The following is a 17049-nucleotide window of genomic DNA, read 5'->3' as shown; positions in this document are numbered from 1 at the left end:
GGACACAAGATGCCAGGGCAACGATGGGCTGATATCTCGCCTCTCACGGGAGAGATGCTTCCGAACGAGCCTGATTTCGATCGCGGAGGCCCCTGTACGGCAGGCGCTTCAGTCACTCCTTTCGCGCCGCATTCAACGCGTTGCTGAACACGCCGACAAGAAATGCCGTCGTAAGGCCGAACATCAGGATACCCGTGACGGAGGCCATCGCGCCGAAGACCCTGAACCCTTCGGACAGGGTCACGTCGCCGTAGCCAAGCGTGGTGTAGGTGACGAGGGCGAAATAGATAGGCGGTTCGCGGCCCGTCAGGGCCCCAGTGAGCCAGACGGCGATGGCCCAGAGGTAAATCTGCACCGTGTGCGACGCGAGGAAGACGGCGAAGAGGCCGCCAGTCACCTTGAAGAAACGGCGGGGTGACGGTTGCGCCACAAACGGCCTGGCGTGGCGGAGATAGCTTAGCGCCCGCGCGGCCACGGCCAGATGCATTAGCGCACAGAGGATCAGCAGCGCGCCGCCGAGCGCGATCTGGAGAACGATCGCCATCAGGTTGCCCGGATCGGACGCGTCATGCCGAGCTGCGGAAGAGAAGCCGGTAGACCGGCGGCACGAAGATCAGCGTCAGCGGCGAGGCCAGCAGGAGCCCGCCGATCATGAGCGTGGCCATCGGCTCGAACAGCGCGCCGCCCATCAGCGCCATGGGGACAAGCCCCAGAACTGTGGTGACCGAGGTCAGCAGAACCGGGCTCATCCGCTTCCTGGCGGCCTCGACAACGGCGTCGTCTAGGGGGAGCGTCCGGCGTTCGATGTCTATCTGATCGATAAGGACGATGGCGTTGTTGATAATGATCCCCATCAGCGAGATCAGCCCCAGAATCGCGAAGAACGAAAGCGGCTGGCCGGTAAGGCCAAGCGCGATGGGCGCGCCGATCAGGATCAGCGGGATCGTCAGGAACGTGAGCGCCACGCGGCGGAACGAGTTGAACTGGAAGGTCAGCGCCAGGATCATCACGACCAAGGCCAGCGGCATCCCCGCGATTAGATCAGCGTTCGCCTCGGCCGCATCCGCGCTTTCGCCGCCGATCTCGGCGCTGTATCCGGGCCCAAGGTCCAGCGCGGTCAGTGTCGGCGCGATGATGGCCTCAACTTCCGCAGCAGAAAGTGTGCCGCTCTTGGCGCTGACAGTGATCTGGCGGACCTGGTCCTGGCGGCGCAGTTGCGACAGCTCCAGCCGGGGGACGAACCGCGCCACCTGGTCGAGCGAAACGAGGCCGCGTTCGGTGGGGATCGAAAGGTTGGCAAGGTCTTCGATGCTGTCGCGAAAGACCTCCTCGGCGCGCACGACGATGGGGATCTGATCGTCGCCATCGCGCAGGACTGACACGGACGTGCCCGAAAAGTACGCCGCCATCACGTTGGAGATATCCGAGGAGGTGACGCCCAGTTGGCGCACGCGATCCTGCTGGATATCGATGCTGATGGTGATCGTCTTGTTGCCCCAATCGTTCTGGTTGAGGATGAGGCCAGGCACGGCATCGAAGCCCGCCTCTACCCGTTTTGCCGCGTCGAGCAATGTGTCGGCATCGGGGCCGGTGATCTGTATCTCGACAATGCCCGACTCGCTGCCGCCCATGGAGAGCCTTGTAACGCGGGCGCGGATGGCAGGGGCGCTCTCGCGCAGGTAGCGGCGAGTGCGGTCAGCGGCAGCGACGGCACCGTCGAAATCCCTCGTGCCGACCAGAAGGAAGGCGCTGGAGGGGCTGGCATCCGCGGGCGCAAGCGCGAGGTAGAAGCGGGGGCCGCCATGGCCCACGAAAAGGGTCGTGTCGGTGACCTCGGGGTTCGCGTCCGAATCGCGCAGCCACGCGTCGACGGCCAGGCTCTCATCACGAGTGGCCGAAAGCGCGCTGCCTTTCTGTAGGTCGAGATAGACGAGAAACTCGGCGCGTTCGGACAGCGGAAACATCTCGGATCTGAGGGCGCCGAACTGCGTGATCCCCAGAGCGACCAGCGCGTAGCTTGCGGCCAAGATCGGCAGGCCCAGCGGCAGAATGCGCCGGATCAGCGCGCCATAGGCGCGGATCAGCCGGCTTTCGCCCGCGCCCTCTGCAGGCTTCGGCCGCAGGATCGACGCGGCGATGAATGGCAGGATGTAGTGGGCCGAGAGCCAGGAGCCTACCAACATCAGCGCCACGACCGCGCCAAGCGAAAACGCGAACTCGCCCGTCGTTCCGTCGAGGATCATCATCGGCAGGAAGGCCGAGACGGTGGTGATGGAGGCGACGGCCAAAGGGACGAAGAACTGTCCCCCGGCGGCAACGGCGGCGACCTTGGGCTCCGTCCCTGCGCGGATGCGGCTGTTGATGTCCTCGACGACTACGAGGCCGTTATCGACCAGAAGGCCCAGCGAGATGATGACTGCGGCGATGGAGATCTGCTGCAGATCGATGCCGAGCCGTGCCATCCCGAGCAGCGCGAAGGTGACCGTGAAAGGCACGATGCTGGCGATCACAAGGGCGGGGCGGAGGCCGAGGAAGAGAAGCATCACCACCAGCACGACCGCGAAAGTCTGCGCGACATTCGACAGCGCGCCGTTGATCGATTGGGTAACGGCGGTTTCCTGGAAGGTCGATATGTTGAAGCTGATCCCGATGGGTTGCGCCGTCTCTAGCCTTGCGATCTCGGCGCGCAGGGTTCGGCCCAGCTTCTGGATGTCGCGGTCATCGGCCATCTCGATACTGACCAGAACCGCCGGATCGCCGTTGAAATAGACGGGCCGGACGGCCGGGTCGACATGGCCCCGGCGGGGCGTCAGCACATCGCGCAGGCGGATCACGTCGCCCGAGGGAAGCTGGGTCAGGACCGCGCCCACATCCGCGATCCCATCAAGATCGCCGTTCGCTTCGAGGACGATGGTCGTGCCGTCGGCGTCGATCTGGCCCGCCGGGAGGATGACATTCTGGTCGCGCAGGTCCTGCAGAAGCCGGGGGATCTGCACGCCCACAGCGGCGAGGCGACGGGCGTCGACTTCGAGCCAGATGCGTTCCTCCTGCTGGCCCGAAAGCGTCACCTTCGTCACCCCATCGACCGCGTAGAGACCGGCCTGCAGATCTTCGGCGGCCCTCGCGATCTCGGCCATCGAGAACCCGTCGCCCGTGACGGCCACGGTCGCCACGGCTACATCTCCGTAATTGGTGTTCACGAAGGGGCCGCGCGTACCCTCCGGCATCTCGCGCGCAGCCTGCTCGATGCGCGTGCGGATATCGGTGAAGACCTGATCCAGCTCGCCCGCTGGCACCCGGTCGGCCACGACGACGTTCAATTGGGCAGAGCCGGTCATGATCAGGGTGGAGATCTCGTCCACCTCCCCGATCTCGCGGGCCGCGCGTTCCAGCGGGATCGCAATCAGGTCCTCGACGCGCTCAGGCGCCATGCCAGCGAACTGGGCCGAGACGATGACGGTGCGGATGGTGATGGCCGGGTTTTCGCGCTTGGGAAGGCTGATATAGGCCAGCGTCCCGATCACGAGCAGCCCGACCATGACCAGCAGCGTCAGCCGGGACTTCTCGACACCGAAGCGAGTGAGCCAGTCCATGCCGTCACTCGCCCGGACCGAGGAGCCTTACCTCCTGTCCGTCCCTCAGAAACGAAACCCCCGCCGCGGCCACGCGATCGCCCGGCACCAGTCCGTCCAGCACTACAACCCGGTTCTCCCGGATGCCGTTCACAGTCACGTCGCGCCGCTGCACGGTCGAAGTGTTTGGGTCGTAGACATAAACGCCCATCCGGCCCCCGTCCGGCCCCGCATGCCCGTCGCGGATGACGGCGCTCAGCGGCAGCGGATAGCCCTCTCGCACCGGTGCGGGCAGGTCGATGGCTGCCTCGACGGCCATGCCGGCCTTGAGGACCGGGTCGCTTTCGCGCAATTCCAGAACGACGGGAAAGCTCGACACCGCGTCCGCGCGGGAGCCGATCTCCGACACGAAGGCCCCAAGCACCAGACCGGGGCGATCAGCAAGCCGCACCCTCGCAGGCGTACCGACGACCAGTTGCCCGACGACGTCGAAACTCACAGAGAAAGAGACCTCGAAGCCGTCCGCCGGATAGATCGTGACGACCGGGCTGCCGACACCCACCGTCGCGAAAGACGCGACCTCGACCGCATTGATGATCCCGTCGAACGGGGCCACAAGCTCGGCGGCCGTGAGAGCTTCCCGCGCGGTTTCAAGCGACTTTTCCGCCCGGACAAGCTGCGCATCGGCGGCGTCTGCCTGCAGTTGCGCCTCTTCTACAACGACCCGCGTGACCGTCCCGCTTTCCAGAAGTGCCAGTTGCCGCGCGAGCGTATCCCGCGCGTTCGTCGCGTTCGCTCGTGCCTCGTTCAGCGCGGCCTCTGCGGACGCGACCTGCAATTCAAGGGTCGTCGGATCGAGGCGCGCGATCACCTCGCCCCGCGTCACGCGCTGTCCGATAGACAGGTCGATCTCTTCCAGCCGACCTCCAGTCTCGAACGACAGCACTGTGAGTTCGGGCGGCTCCAGCACCGCCGGAAAACGCCGCGTGGCGACCCTCGCGGGCTCCTCCACCAGAAAGCTTTTCATGCCGCGCACCGGCGTCTCCGGTGTGGGGGCGTCCTCGCGACATCCAAGAACGGGGAGGATGAGGATCAGGAAGGCAAATGCTGGTTTCATCGATACGCCCAGGCAAAGTTCCAGCCGGAGGCGAGCCGTCCGCGTCCGTAATGCCTGGCGCCACAGCGTCGCCCGCTACTAAGTTAACAGAAAAGACCTGCGATACGAAACAACCCTGCGGCGGGGCGGCGGCAGGAGGGATCGGTCCAGACAGGTCGGCATCGATCGCCCGGCTGGTACCAGATGCCTGCAAGGCGAAGGGGTTTTGTTCGGAACGTGGCAAACTGAAGATCGACCATCAGCAGAACGGAAGTCGGGATTTCCACCTACGCTTGCCCTGCCCTCGGCAGACTATTGGCGCCGGCGTTCATCCCGACCATCCAACGGCCCAAACCGGCCATCCGTGACTTGCGTTGCAAACGCCCTGCATTGGTCCACTTCGGACCTTCGGGCCGCGTTCCGCGGGCGGTTTATCCTCGCCGCGTCGGGTGCCAGACAACTCCGGCCGGCGTCCAGGGTGCAGGCGGAGTTGCTCAGTCGATCCATCGCGTGAACGCGGAAGCGCGCGTTGGCCACAGGGCCAAGATCAGAGGCGAGGCCGGATCATGTCGGGCACCGTCGTTCTTTGGGGGCCGCGTCGGCCGGAGCCGCGCGCAACGGCCCCTCGAACCGGGCTATGCTGGCGTTCGGGTCCTGCGACCCGACCAGTCCGTCAGTTCGTCGCGGCTTTGGCCTGACGTTTCGGCATCTCCGGTTCGCCGCCGAAATGCGCCCAGAACTCGTCGCGGGCGTGGGTGCGCGGGAACGGCATGTCCGGGACGGGCACATCAAGGAAACGGCAAAGGGGTTCCCAGCCGTCGGCGACGTTGAAGACAAGGAGCCGGTCGGCGGGGATGATCTCGCGCACGCGGGCGTTGTTCGCGCGGTAGCCGGCGATGGCGCTGTCCCGGTCCGTGAAATCGCCGAACGCGCGCGGCAGGACGCCCACCTTCATGGTTCCGAAGATTTCTGCAAATTCGGGCGGCAGCGCGAGAGTGTCCATCACGGCGAAGAATTTGCCGATGGTGCCGTTGAAGCTGGCCCACCAGTCTTCTTCGGGGCGTTCGGTGTGGATCACCTTCGCTTCGGGGAAGGCGATGGAGGCTTCCTGCCAGACCGATGCGCCAGGCCAGTCGACCTGCGATCCATAGCCTGCATAGACCTCGGCCCAATCGACATTCTGACCGGCGAAGATCGCCTTCCAGTGGGCGAGCTGTTCGGGATGGGACATCACTTCGGTCATATGATGGGTTGGGCCGAAGCCGAGCGTCCCCAGGGCCTGTTTCATCGTCATCGTGCCGGTGCGGCCGTAGCCGGAGCCGATTACCTTGAGGGTCATCGCACCATTCCTTGTGATCGGATGTTTGGTGTTGCGCTCCGGAGCGTCTTCCTTGTCTCATGCAAAGCGCCTCTCGGGAAACGAAACGATTTCATCGCCCATGAGCGAGATTCAACTCCACCGGATCGACTTGAACCTGCTCGTCACCTTCGAGGCGTTGATGGAGGAGAGCACGCTGGCCGCAGCAGCCGACCGGCTGTCGATAACGCCGTCGGCGGTGAGCCATGCGCTCGGGCGGCTGAGGACACAGCTAAACGACCCGCTTCTGGTGCGGGTCGGCGGGCGGATGCAGCCGAGCCCATATGCGCTCGAGTTGATCGAGGACGTGCGCCCCGTTCTGCGTGGCCTGCGTCGAATGCTTGCACCGCGCAATCCGTTCGATCCGGCGACCAGCGACCGGGTGTTCCGGATCATGATGTCGTCGTTTCCATCGCTCGTCGCCGCAGTCTTGGCTCATGCCCGGACGGAGGCGCCCGGAGTGACGATCGAATGGCTGAACGTGAGCGCGCAAGTCTACGATGCAGTGGCCGACGGGCTGATCGACGTTGCACATGTGGGCGGGGATCTGCGGTTGCCGGAGGGACTCGATGGGCGGGAGATGGAACCGTTCACCTGGTACAGCTTCGCGCGCGCGGATCATCCGGCGCTGGATAATTGGGGGCCGGAGGCGTGGGCGCGATGGCCGCATCTGCAGGTCAAGATCGACACCAACGCCCTGAGCCCCGTCGATGCGCGCAAGGACGATCCGGGGACCACTCGGCGCATCGGCGCGAAAATCGGGGAATTCGCGGCTGTGGGAATGGTGCTTTCCGAGACCGACTTGCTGACGACCCTGCCTTCCATGCTGATGGCGAGCCAGATGGAGCTGCACAACCTTCGCGCGATGCGCCCTGTGGTGACGCCGGAACGGTTTCCGGTGCGCTTCGTATGGTCGTCACGGCTGAGCCGCGATCCCGGCAGCCTATGGCTCCGATCCCTGCTGATGGACACATACGAAACAGTCCAAGCAGAGGCCAATTCCCGGGTCGAGGCACAATTGCTCGAACGCTCCGCACGACCGGCCTGATCGAACGGGTCACGCCCCTCGTCTTCTCGATTGGGTTCAGCCCCTGGTTCGCTTCCGGGGTCGCGGACTCGATCCGCCGCGGTCACGGCCTGCGGCGCGCGGTGGGGTCGAGGAATTCTGCAATCGCTTTTTGCGATCTTGTGCGGCGCGGACGGAGTGCCCTTGCTTTAGCTTGATCGCATCGCTGAAACGATCGGCCATGCACGATGGGCAAGAGTTGGCTGGGGAAGTTCCCCAGTCGCACACTCCCTTGCGGCCTCCGACCGGCGATCTTGAAACGCAAGAAACGCATTGGAGATCAGAATGTCCCTCAAGATCATCGGAACCGGCATGAGCCGCACCGGCACCCTGTCCACGAAGACAGCCCTCGAAACGCTGGGCTTCGGCCCCTGCCACCACATGATGGAACTCTTCGCCAACCCTGCCCAAGTCGAAATCTGGGCCGAGGTCGCGCGCTGCGAGCCCGTGGACTGGGAGGCAGTCTTCGCGGGCTACACCTCGCAGGTCGACTTTCCCGGCGGCCGCGTCTGGCAGCAAACGATCGAGGTCTTCCCCGAGGCTAAGGTTCTGCACAACGAACGGCCCGAAGAGGAGTGGTGGGCGAGCTTCAGCAAGACCGTGCTGAAGGTCTGGGCCAACCACGCGCGGCTGACACGGAACATGCCGCCTCACGTTCAGGACATCTTTGTCAAGCTCACGCCTTTCTATATCGACGACACCTTCGGCGGAATTCCCGACAAGGAAATGGCGCTTGCGGCCTATCGCCGAAACAACCGGCTGGTGCGCGAGCTTGTCCCCGACGAGCGGTTGCTCGTCTTTACGCCGTCGGACGGCTGGGCGTCGCTTTGCGACTTCCTTGACGTGCCGGTGCCGGACCAGCCGTTTCCGCGCAGCAACGGCCGCGACGAGTTCTGGGACAATTTTGAGGAAGAGCCGGTCGGCTGAGACCTGATCGAACCCTGCGGCGGCCTTGGGTGGGGGCCGCCGCGCCCTTGGTCAGGCCGCCGCCCCGAGCCCGCTGAGCGCCGGGCCGCGTGTCTTCAGGAAGGTGACGAGGGCATCTAGAACCGCGCGGACCTTGGCCGAACCGCGGGCGGACTCGTGGTAGAGTACCCAGCTGTCCATCTGGTCGAACGGCTCGGCAAACACGCGCACGAGGGTCGGGCAGGTATCGCCTACCGCGCAGAACAATGGGCCGATCCCGCCGCCCTGTTCGATGATGACCCGCGCGGAGTCGGAATTCTCGACCCGCGTTGCCGGGCGGTCGGGGTCGGCGAATTGTTCCACCCAGCCGAAGGCGCGCGCATGCAGGAGCGGCGCGTTGTAGCGCACGAGCGGGTGCTCGCGCAGATCTTCCGGTGCTCCGGGCCGTCCGACCCGCGCGAGGTAGTCGGCCGAAGCATAAAGACAGCTGCCCCAGGTAAAGCTATGCGCGATCACAAGGCCCGGGTCTTTTGGCGGGATCGTCCGCACCGCGATATCCGCGTCGCCTTTCGACAGATCGACGCCAGAGATCGAACTCATCAGGTCGACATGAAGGCCGGGATGGGCCTCCGTTACCTCGCCCACAAGGGGGCGCAGGACATGCGCGGCCGTCGGCACGCAGGCGATGCGGACCGTGCCCACAGCGGCTTGCCGCATCGACCGCACATTCAGCGTGGTTGTGCTGACGGTCGTCTCCATGGCCTCGGCGGCCTTCAGGACCGCCAGCCCCTCGGGCGTGAAGCGGAACGCGCCGCCGCCGCGAACGATCAGGACCGCGTCGAAGACCTCCTCTGCCGCGGCCAGACGGCGGCTGACGGTCGAGGCGTCGACACCGAGGAGCCGCGACGCACCAGTCACGGACCCGCCCTTATCGAGGGCCAGGATGATGCGGAAATCGCTCCAGTTCGGTTCGGTCATGGCGGTTCCTTACATGGTGCGCTTTCATGCGCCGAGCGGAATGGCGACCGCTTGCATCTGCGCGGTAACATCGGCCTCGTGGTCCCGATAGGCCGCGATCACTGTCTCCCGCAGCCAGACATTGCCGGGATCGGTCGCGCTGCGCGCCGACCATGCGAACCGCATCGGAAAATCCTTCGGCGCGGCGACCGGCTCGAGCGGCTGCAGGTCGTAGCGTTTCCAGATCTCCTGCATCGCGATGCTCGGCTGCGTCGTGATGAGATCAGTTTGCGCGAGCACCGGACCGACGAGCGGGAAATCATGCACCTTGCCGCCCAGGGTTCGCGGTCGGTTCATCACCCGGTGCTCCTTTTCGATCGGCGTCCCGCCGGTGTCCTCCACGGCGACCTGAAGGTAGCGGTACCGCCCGGCCATTTCGGCGCTCCAGCTCCGGGCGGCCGGGTGACCGCGCCGCACGAAGCTGAAGAAGGTGATCGGCGCAAGATCGACCGACTGGATCCCGTCCACCAGATGTGCCGGGCCGCCCACATGCAGCAGGTCGATCAGCCCGTCGACAAGATCGTTCTGGTTGGTCGGTTTGATCCTGACCCATTCCACCATGGCGCCCGGCGCCGCGTCCCCGATCTGCGCAGTGACCTGCGCGATGAACGCGGGCATGGAGTGCAGCCCGATCCGAAACACGCGATCGGTGGTCGCCGGATCGAAGGGCTCGGCCGGCTCCAGCGCGCGGCGCAGGCTGCGTAGGATCGGCGCCATCTCACCCGCCAGCACCAGCGCCCGCGGTGTCGGCTGCATCTTTCCTCCGACACGCACGAAGAGCGGATCGTCGAACTGCGATCGCATTCGGCCGAGGGCGTGACTGACAGCGGATGGCGTCAGATGCAGACGGTCCGCCGCGCCGGCGACGCTGCCTTCCTCGATCAGCGCTTCGAAGGTCGAGAGAAGATTGAGATCGATTTTGTGTAACTGAATCTGGCTCATGCCGGCCTGAAATCGTTTCGCTGGACTGCATCGAGCCTGCGGCAGATGCTGTGTTCATGTCCAATGGAAAGCATCGACTGACCTGCGATACTCCGGCAAGAAACTGAATTTATACGCTTTTCACAGAAACGAGCCTGACAGAGCTGCTCTGCGGCAATGTGGCAGTCAAAGACCAAGGCCCTGAATTTCATTCCCGGCGGCGGCCGATCCGCGGAGCCCACAACCGGCGCCGAATGGAGAGGTTTGCCCCGCCCGGGCCACCTGAGGGAGAAAGATCGATGACAGTTATCGAGAGACCGGGAGCCGCGGCACACGCGCTCAGCGGAGACGCCAATGGCCGGATCTGGGGCGCACGCGCAGCCGATTGGGCCCTTATCCAAGAACAGCAATGCGCCGCCGGCTACCATGCGGTTTTCGACAAGGTGCCCGTCGGCTCCGAAACGCGGCTGCTCGACGCGGGCTGCGGGGCCGGCTTGGCTATGCGTCTGGCCGCGGATCTTGGCGCGGAGGTTGCCGGGATCGACGCTTCGGCCGGGCTGCTCGAAGTCGCCCGCGACCGTCTTCCCGGCGCACGCGTGGAACAGGGCGACTTGGAGGCTATGCCTTTCGAGGATGACAGCTTCGATGTCGTGACCGGCTTCAATTCCTTCCAGTTCGCCGCCGATCCCGTCGCCGCCTTGCAGGAGGCGCGCCGCGTCACGAAGCCGGGCGGCAAGGTGTTCATCATGACCTGGGGCGAGCCCGGCAGCATGGAGGTCACGGCGCTTGTCGCCGCGCTGAAGCCTCTGCTGCCGCCGATGCCGGCGAATGCCTCCGGTCCGTTCGCGCTGTCCGAACCGGGCAAGCTCGAAGAGCTTGCCGCGCGCGCCGGCTTGACTCCGCGCGAGGCTTTCGACGTCGACTCCCCTTGGACCTATCCGGACCTCGTCACGGCGCAGAAGGGGCTCGGCTCGTCGGGCGTCGCGTTCAAGGCAGCGGAAGCCAGTGGACAGGCGGCCCTCGACGCAGCGCATGAAGCGGCGCTCGCGCCCTTTGTCCAGCCGGACGGAGGGTACCGCATCGGCGCGACCTTCCGCATCCTCATGGCAGAAAAGGCCCGCTGAGACCGCCCCGGGACGGTTCGAAGAAGGCCGTCCCGGGCCCAGGCGCTTTGTCCATCCACAAGGAGCAGACCCATGAACACGATCCTGAAGACTCTGTCCGTTGCAGCCATTTCCGGCCTGGCCTCGGCGCATGCCGCAACAGCCGAAGTTTCCGAACACTTCATCATTCACGAGTTGAGGCAGACGCCGCAGGAGGCTGCCACGCTGATCCGAGATTTCATCGCGATGAGCGACGACTGGTCGCTCAATGGCGAATTCGAAATGATGGGCGGCGCGGCCGTCGGCATGAAGATCTGCTTCAACGCCATGCGCGGCTACGTGGCTCAAGCAGGATTGCACAACCTGGCCATGATGCCCTGCGGCAATATCGCGTTCTACGAGGAGGAAGGTCAGTCATATCTGACAATGCTCGATGTGGGCTACATGACGACGCTTTCGCCGCATCCCGCTCTTGAAGAGGGCGTTACCCTGGCGCGTCCGGCCTATGCCGGCATGTTCTCAGAAGTCCTCGGGGTCGAATGAGACAGACAGCCGCCCAAGGCGCGCAAGTGCAAGGGCGGGTCAGGGCCCAAGCGGCAGGTCGGATCATCGCCGGAATGATAAAACGGGCATGCATGATCCGACCTGCTCATCCTTCGCTCGAAGCCGGTGCTGGCAACTTGAATGCGCAATTTTCGTTTTGTCTGTGGCCACACCGTGCAATAGCGTGAGGACGTCACCTGCCCTCGACAGACGTCAAATTCAGACATCCGATGGAGATCGTCATGACCCAGATCCTTCAAGTGGTCGCAATCGGGCTCGCGACGCTCGGCACGGGGGCCGCAACGATGTCGGTGATGAACGAGGACATTCCCGACCTGCAGGTGCCCGAAGGCGCATGGTCATCGAGCGGCGCGCTGGACGGCCGGGCCTTCGTGGTTCTGGGCTCCGACATTGAAAGCGGTGCAGTCCTCGAGGACGAACTGTTGTTCCGCGATGGGACCTTCCAGTCGGTTGACTGCCAGAACTATTGTGATTTCGGCTGGTCTGATTACCGGACCAAGGTCATCGACGACGTGATCCATTTCACGGCAACCACCATTTGTCCTGATGCACCGCACACGGTGGTGTTCTACGGCCAGGTCGTCGGCGATACGATCACGCTTGAAGGAACATGGACGACCCGCCGCTGGTACTGGACCAACCAGATCGCGCTCGAGGCGTCGGGCACGGCCACCGATTTCGACGCCGCGATCGCCGTTTCCGGCTGAGATCCGCGCCATGCGCCCGGCAGATCCTTCGCTGGGCGGTATCGTTTTTCGCGTCGCCATCCTTGTCGCCGTACTGGTGCTGGCCAGTTGGGGCGCACACATCGTCCGCGACGCGCTGAATCTGCAGATCCGACCCGATAACGAACAGCAGGTTCACCGCATGATCATGCTCGGCTCGGCAGCCTATATCGGGCTGCTGGCGCTTCCCTTCGTTCCGGGAGCCGAGATCGGGCTGGCCATGCTCGCGGCCTTCGGCGCGGCCATCGCTCCGCTGATATATATCTGCACTGTGGCGTCCATGATCCTCGCCTACACGGCGGGGCGGTTCCTGCCCATCGACCTGTTGCGGCGGGTCCTGTCGGCCATTCGGATGCACCGGGCCGCGGACCTCGTCGCCCGGGCCGCGCCCCTGTCGGGCGACGATCGTCTTGCGATGCTGCTGGACGGGCAGTCGGCGCGCGCGCTGCGGCTTGCGATCCGCTATCGTTATCTCGCGCTTGCTCTGGCTGTGAACACGCCCGGGAATTCGGTCATCGGCGGCGGGGGTGGTATCATGCTCATGGCGGGCCTCAGCGGCATCTTTTCGCCGCTCGCGACCGTCGCGACAATCGCGCTTGCCGTCTCTCCGGTGCCGCTGGCGATGGTACTCTTCGGATTGCGGTTCTGACGCGAGCGGCGTGCCGCGCTGGAGCCTCGGCTCGCGAGGCCAGAGACGCAGCAGGGTCTGGAGCCGATTGGTAGGTGATCCGATGCGCCCTTAGCCAGCAGGATTGCGATGCGCAGCCCGTTCGCTACCGAAGCCAAAGATCGCGGCTCGCCCACAATGCCGAATGCTATGCGACGGCGCGGCGACCGCTCTGGGCTCAAAGCCGTAATGCGGCGGTGCGGCAGGCTTGGCCCGCCGTGATCCCACCGCAGCGCGGCGGATCTGGTACGTTCGGCCGTCGGCATGATGCTGAAGACGTGGCGGGCGTGGTGGATCGGAGGAACCGTCTTGCCGACTACAAACCTGCCAGCCATCCGCGCCTGCCGTCCCGCTTGGAACAAAGGCCGCATCGTTGGTCAGAAGCGTCCGCTCGAGCCAAAGCATGTATGGGCGATCCGGGTCCGCCTCGAGATCGCTCAGCGGACCCATGAGCTTGCTCTCTTCAATCTCGCGATCGACAGCAAGTTGCGAGGATGCGACCTGGTGAAAATGCAGGTCATTGACGTGTATGCGGCCGGACAGGTCAAACACCGCGCTTCGATCGTCCAGAGCAAAACCCAGAGGCCGGTCAGCTTCGAAATCACCGAGGGGACGCGAAAAGCCATCGCGACTTGGCTCGAAACTCCGCTGATGGTCGGGTCGGAGCATCTCTGGCCGGGGCGCTTTCACGAACGCCGGCATATTTCGACAAGGCAATACGCCCGCCTCGTGCAGGACTGGGTGACCTCCATTGGTCTCGAGCCAAGCGCCTACGGCACCCATTCGATGCGTCGGACCAAGGTGGCGCAGATATATCGCAAGACTGGCAACCTCCGCGCGGTGCAGCTCCTGCTCGGCTATACGAAGATGGATAGCGCGGTGCGCTACCTCGGCGTCGAGCTCGAAGATGCGCTCGCCATCGCGGAAGCGGTGGAGCTCTGAGATATCGGGCCGGTCGGTAGTGGCCGGCCCCAAGCTGCCACTGGGCCTTCGCCGCCGCGTGGTCGGGCTTCGCGACGGCCGTTGCAATGATCGTGACAACGACAATCCCTTCCGGCGTCGAGATCCAACCGAGCGCGATGAGGATCGTGGCCATCGCCAGCGCAAGGCTCATAACGCCAATTGCAGCCGATCGAGTAACGCAGGCGAGAAGCAGGACCAGCGCCGCATCGGTGGTCCAGATGAGATAGGCGATCCGGCACATCGGAAACCGCCCTAGATAGATGCAGCTGTTCCACCTGATGCAGGTTTGGCGATATTGGGTATCCCTCAGCAGCTGATCTGCTGAGGAATGCAATCAATCGGTGACGACATGCGTCGCGCCTGCCGCTGCAACTTCCCCGCAATACCGGCGCGCCGGCGAAGGCCGGCGAGCCGGCGCAGACGAGCTATGCGGATGAGGTCGTCCGCGATATTGCGCCGCGCCACGACCGTGTCGAAACGCGAGAAGGGCATAGCAGCTCCGGTTGATCGGGACGAAACGGTCGCCTTCAAGACGAACGGCATACAGGCGGCGACAATGGCCACAGCCGCGAAGACCGAGCTCCAGCCGACCAGCGTTGCGACGGACGAAGCGCTCATGCTCATTCCGACGGCCGTGAGGAAGAAGGATTGGAGGCGCAGGCCCAGGAGAATGACCAACGCGGCGTTCACGATCCAGATCGCGTAGGCGACCACGACAGCGTCCGGATTGGTATAGGAGCCGAAGACATCGGCGATGCTGTCGAAACCGTAGGCTTCCGCACCGACCATGGCGAAGTGTGTCCCTGCGAGGATCGCCGCGGCAAGCGCAAGGCGCGATCCGTAGTGAACTACTTGTTCCAGTCGCATGATGACGGTCCTCTTTGGATCTCCGATGCATGCATCACGCGCCGGGACTCCGGCCAAACGAGGGCAAACGTGCCCAAATCCGGACATAAGCACCTGAGGGCGCTCTTGCGAAAATGCAAAGATCTACAGAGTTTTACATGCATCTTACATGAACGCGCCGACGCGCGCCTCGGTTCGGGCGCGTCCCAAATGGAACCAGTCTGCTCCGTAGCGACGGAAAAGACACCCGACCGCGCGAGCGGCCGGGCGAGAGCAAATGCTCATTTGCCTTTGGGGGGCGTGTTGCTACCCGTGGCGTGACCTCGCGTCAGATCTGTCTGATGGTCAAGGTGACTGCACGGGCCGACGCCGACGTCCGGCAGCTTCCCGCTTGATCCATCATGGGCTTGCGCGGTGGCCAGTTGCCTGACGCATCCGGACAGCGGGGCTGCGAACTCCTACAGGCCAAAAAATCGCCTTGCCTCTTTCGTCGGAGCGAGGCGCTGAGACTCCGGTGATCCGCGCGGCCCATGAGGGCTCTGCGCAGGATCCTGGTGATGCCGCCGGCAAGGTTGTTACCAAGAGCCTTGTGCCAGCCGTTCAAGCGCCCCATCGTCAGGACGGATTGAGCGGTCATGTTAGGCACCCTTGACCCCCGACCTCCGGCCGCTTCGACCGAGCCTCGTTCTGAAGATCTCGCGTGCCGGTCAATGCCTGCTCGACCTCGGCTATGTCGACGGTCCGGACGATCCCCTGCTTCGCTTGCCAGTGATCGATGACGGACGGAATGAGCAGAGCCGAGACGGCCATCACGATGGCAAGGCCAGTCGGTGTCGAGATCACGCCCAGCACCACGAAAAGCGCAGCGGCGGCGAGAATGAAGCCGACAGTGGCAAGCGCAATGGACTGGATGCGGAGAGCGAAGCAGATGACGAGGGCGGCGTTCACCGACCAGACGGCGTAGGCGATCGTCGTCCAGCCGCTTTCGAACAGCTTCGCGGCCGTATCGATGAGCGCCAGATGTCCGGACAAGGCGGATGCCAGCAGAAGGGCTTGCATACCGAATAGCAACAACGCCGCCATTACGAAGCTGAGAGCGATAGACAGAATGTTCACGGTCTTCATTGGACTGGTTCCTTGCGATCTTCGCCCCCAGGCTCCGACGCGGAACGCGACATACGAGAAACATCTCTTGCTCGTAGATCGCATTGCACGGTGAGAAGCCGACGAGCCCGGTCGCTCCTGCCGAAACGCATGGCATAGTCTGCCAGCGCAGCCTCGAGGGCCTCGACACGCACTTTCAGGTCGTTCGACTCCATCGGCGCTCTCCCATTCTCGAGAGCTACGTTCAAATGGTTAACGAGCTGTTAATGGCCCTGTTGAAACGCGCAGTTCAGCCCGGGACCGGCTCGCAGAGCACAACGTCCTGACCGGCCCTCGCTTCCGCGGTGCGAAGTACACAGTCGGTTGCGGCAATACGGCCCTTGGCCTGGTCGAGCGACGCGTCGAGCGCCAAGAGGATCCGAGCGATGTCGGCCATATTCTCCGCTTCGAGTTCGGAGCGCGGCACAGGACGGCGCGATTCAGCGGGGACCGGCGGAACCAGCAGTTTCGTCCGCGTCACCACCTGAGGCCCCTCTCTCGCGCAGGCGGCCAAGAAGGGCATCGAGGGCCGGGTCAACAGGATCTGTCGCATCGGCACGGTCCTCGATTTCGCGAACGAATTTGCTGGCCTGTTTCCAGCGCGCCTCGGCAGCCCGGGCCGCACGATCGGCCAGGACCGCGGCGGCGCGTCGCCCCGGTCATCACCCAGCAGCCCCGAGGGCGCCTGGACCTCCGACATCACGGACGAGGCGCTGAACTGAGGGTTGGGTTCCTCCGAGACGGGAAGGGCGGCCCCAGGGCCGCCCTTTTTCGTCTCACCCCGCGCCCTCCGCGCCGCATCCCCCCGTGCCCGTCATCCTCGGGCTTGACCCGAGGATCTCCCGCCGCCTGTCATCGCGTCGCCAAGCCGGGCCAACGCCGGCCCGTGGGGAGGCGCCCGGCCCCCGCCGCATTCGCGCTTTATGGCGAAGAACACCGCCCCGCGCCCCGCTTCGTGCAGGATGGCAGAACGCCGCCCCGCCGGAACGGGCCGGCGCTGGCCCGGCGCCTTCGGCGCGCATCGGGCCGGCATCGGATCGGATCGACTCGAAAAATCTTGGAGAGGCGTTGATAGAGATCCATGCTCCCCAAGAAAGAACTCG

The 17049-nt window shown here is 64.5% G+C and carries 16 protein-coding genes; 7 read left to right on the top strand and 9 right to left on the bottom strand.

The features are described from left to right. Positions 1 to 112: 112 nt before the first annotated feature. From P8627_RS12650 to P8627_RS12635, 4 genes are all read right to left on the bottom strand, one after another. Positions 113 to 544: an ion channel gene (locus tag P8627_RS12650; protein ID WP_279964492.1), complete on the bottom strand. Its 432-nt coding sequence runs from the start codon at positions 542 to 544 to the stop codon at positions 113 to 115. A gap of 22 nt (positions 545 to 566) precedes the next feature. Continuing rightward, positions 567 to 3539, bottom strand: a complete 2973-nt coding sequence (locus P8627_RS12645) for an efflux RND transporter permease subunit (RefSeq protein ID WP_279964491.1) — start codon at positions 3537 to 3539, stop codon at positions 567 to 569. 58 nt (positions 3540 to 3597) lie between these two features. Continuing rightward, a complete protein-coding gene (locus P8627_RS12640; RefSeq protein ID WP_279964490.1) occupies positions 3598 to 4689 on the bottom strand; it encodes an efflux RND transporter periplasmic adaptor subunit in 1092 nt (363 codons plus the stop codon). A gap of 652 nt (positions 4690 to 5341) precedes the next feature. After that, positions 5342 to 6007, bottom strand: coding sequence for a sulfotransferase family protein (locus tag P8627_RS12635; RefSeq protein WP_279964489.1), 666 nt, complete (start codon positions 6005 to 6007; stop codon positions 5342 to 5344). Between the two features lie 100 nt (positions 6008 to 6107). Between P8627_RS12635 and P8627_RS12630 the strand changes: the two genes are divergently transcribed. After that, on the top strand, positions 6108 to 7073 hold the full coding sequence (locus tag P8627_RS12630; RefSeq protein ID WP_279964488.1) for a LysR family transcriptional regulator: 966 nt from the start codon (positions 6108 to 6110) through the stop codon (positions 7071 to 7073). 303 nt (positions 7074 to 7376) lie between these two features. Beyond that, entirely contained in the window at positions 7377 to 8018 is a 642-nt protein-coding gene (locus P8627_RS12625) for a sulfotransferase family protein (protein WP_279964487.1), read from the top strand. Positions 8019 to 8069: 51 nt separating this feature from the next. On the opposite strand, the gene P8627_RS12620 is transcribed toward P8627_RS12625, so the two are convergent. Both P8627_RS12620 and P8627_RS12615 read right to left on the bottom strand, forming a co-directional pair. After that, on the bottom strand, positions 8070 to 8975 hold the full coding sequence (locus tag P8627_RS12620) for a LysR family transcriptional regulator (RefSeq protein WP_279964486.1): 906 nt from the start codon (positions 8973 to 8975) through the stop codon (positions 8070 to 8072). A 24-nt stretch (positions 8976 to 8999) separates the two neighbouring features. Further along, positions 9000 to 9956, bottom strand: coding sequence for a LysR family transcriptional regulator (locus P8627_RS12615; protein WP_279964485.1), 957 nt, complete (start codon positions 9954 to 9956; stop codon positions 9000 to 9002). Positions 9957 to 10234: 278 nt separating this feature from the next. Between P8627_RS12615 and P8627_RS12610 the strand changes: the two genes are divergently transcribed. The 5 genes from P8627_RS12610 (at position 10235) to P8627_RS12590 (ending at position 13936) form a co-directional block, all read left to right on the top strand. Then, on the top strand, positions 10235 to 11059 hold the full coding sequence (locus tag P8627_RS12610; RefSeq protein WP_279964484.1) for a class I SAM-dependent methyltransferase: 825 nt from the start codon (positions 10235 to 10237) through the stop codon (positions 11057 to 11059). Positions 11060 to 11131: 72 nt separating this feature from the next. Next, positions 11132 to 11581, top strand: coding sequence for a hypothetical protein (locus tag P8627_RS12605; RefSeq protein ID WP_279964483.1), 450 nt, complete (start codon positions 11132 to 11134; stop codon positions 11579 to 11581). A gap of 242 nt (positions 11582 to 11823) precedes the next feature. After that, positions 11824 to 12309, top strand: coding sequence for a hypothetical protein (locus tag P8627_RS12600; protein ID WP_279964482.1), 486 nt, complete (start codon positions 11824 to 11826; stop codon positions 12307 to 12309). A gap of 10 nt (positions 12310 to 12319) precedes the next feature. Next, positions 12320 to 12976: a hypothetical protein gene (locus tag P8627_RS12595; protein ID WP_279964481.1), complete on the top strand. Its 657-nt coding sequence runs from the start codon at positions 12320 to 12322 to the stop codon at positions 12974 to 12976. A gap of 327 nt (positions 12977 to 13303) precedes the next feature. Then, positions 13304 to 13936, top strand: a complete 633-nt coding sequence (locus tag P8627_RS12590) for a tyrosine-type recombinase/integrase (RefSeq protein ID WP_279967465.1) — start codon at positions 13304 to 13306, stop codon at positions 13934 to 13936. Positions 13937 to 14263: 327 nt separating this feature from the next. Here the strand turns inward: P8627_RS12590 and P8627_RS12585 are convergent, their stop codons facing one another. From P8627_RS12585 to P8627_RS12575, 3 genes are all read right to left on the bottom strand, one after another. Further along, complete coding sequence (locus tag P8627_RS12585) at positions 14264 to 14824, bottom strand: hypothetical protein (RefSeq protein ID WP_279964480.1); 561 nt, start codon at positions 14822 to 14824, stop codon at positions 14264 to 14266. A 612-nt stretch (positions 14825 to 15436) separates the two neighbouring features. Continuing rightward, positions 15437 to 15928 (bottom strand): hypothetical protein, encoded by a 492-nt coding sequence (locus P8627_RS12580; protein WP_279964479.1) that lies wholly within the window; start codon positions 15926 to 15928, stop codon positions 15437 to 15439. A 268-nt stretch (positions 15929 to 16196) separates the two neighbouring features. Continuing rightward, positions 16197 to 16499, bottom strand: a complete 303-nt coding sequence (locus P8627_RS12575; protein ID WP_279964478.1) for a hypothetical protein — start codon at positions 16497 to 16499, stop codon at positions 16197 to 16199. Positions 16500 to 17049: the final 550 nt, after the last annotated feature.

This window comes from Jannaschia sp. GRR-S6-38 (assembly GCF_029853695.1).
Taxonomy (GTDB): Bacteria; Pseudomonadota; Alphaproteobacteria; order Rhodobacterales; family Rhodobacteraceae; genus Jannaschia; species Jannaschia ovalis.
This window is presented reverse-complemented; position numbering and strand designations above follow the sequence as displayed.

Excerpts from the sequence above, each read along its gene's own strand:
- P8627_RS12630 (WP_279964488.1), top strand. The coding sequence starts at position 6,108 with ATGAGCGAGATTCAACTCCACCGGATCGACTTGAACCTGCTCGTCACC.
- P8627_RS12650 (WP_279964492.1), bottom strand. The coding sequence starts at position 544 with ATGGCGATCGTTCTCCAGATCGCGCTCGGCGGCGCGCTGCTGATCCTC.
- P8627_RS12595 (WP_279964481.1), top strand. The coding sequence starts at position 12,320 with ATGCGCCCGGCAGATCCTTCGCTGGGCGGTATCGTTTTTCGCGTCGCC.
- P8627_RS12605 (WP_279964483.1), top strand. The coding sequence starts at position 11,132 with ATGAACACGATCCTGAAGACTCTGTCCGTTGCAGCCATTTCCGGCCTG.
- P8627_RS12620 (WP_279964486.1), bottom strand. The coding sequence starts at position 8,975 with ATGACCGAACCGAACTGGAGCGATTTCCGCATCATCCTGGCCCTCGAT.
- P8627_RS12600 (WP_279964482.1), top strand. The coding sequence starts at position 11,824 with ATGACCCAGATCCTTCAAGTGGTCGCAATCGGGCTCGCGACGCTCGGC.
- P8627_RS12640 (WP_279964490.1), bottom strand. The coding sequence starts at position 4,689 with ATGAAACCAGCATTTGCCTTCCTGATCCTCATCCTCCCCGTTCTTGGA.
- P8627_RS12615 (WP_279964485.1), bottom strand. The coding sequence starts at position 9,956 with ATGAGCCAGATTCAGTTACACAAAATCGATCTCAATCTTCTCTCGACC.
- P8627_RS12610 (WP_279964484.1), top strand. The coding sequence starts at position 10,235 with ATGACAGTTATCGAGAGACCGGGAGCCGCGGCACACGCGCTCAGCGGA.
- P8627_RS12635 (WP_279964489.1), bottom strand. The coding sequence starts at position 6,007 with ATGACCCTCAAGGTAATCGGCTCCGGCTACGGCCGCACCGGCACGATG.
- P8627_RS12575 (WP_279964478.1), bottom strand. The coding sequence starts at position 16,499 with ATGCGACAGATCCTGTTGACCCGGCCCTCGATGCCCTTCTTGGCCGCC.
- P8627_RS12585 (WP_279964480.1), bottom strand. The coding sequence starts at position 14,824 with ATGCGACTGGAACAAGTAGTTCACTACGGATCGCGCCTTGCGCTTGCC.
- P8627_RS12645 (WP_279964491.1), bottom strand. The coding sequence starts at position 3,539 with ATGGTCGGGCTGCTCGTGATCGGGACGCTGGCCTATATCAGCCTTCCC.
- P8627_RS12580 (WP_279964479.1), bottom strand. The coding sequence starts at position 15,928 with ATGAAGACCGTGAACATTCTGTCTATCGCTCTCAGCTTCGTAATGGCG.
- P8627_RS12625 (WP_279964487.1), top strand. The coding sequence starts at position 7,377 with ATGTCCCTCAAGATCATCGGAACCGGCATGAGCCGCACCGGCACCCTG.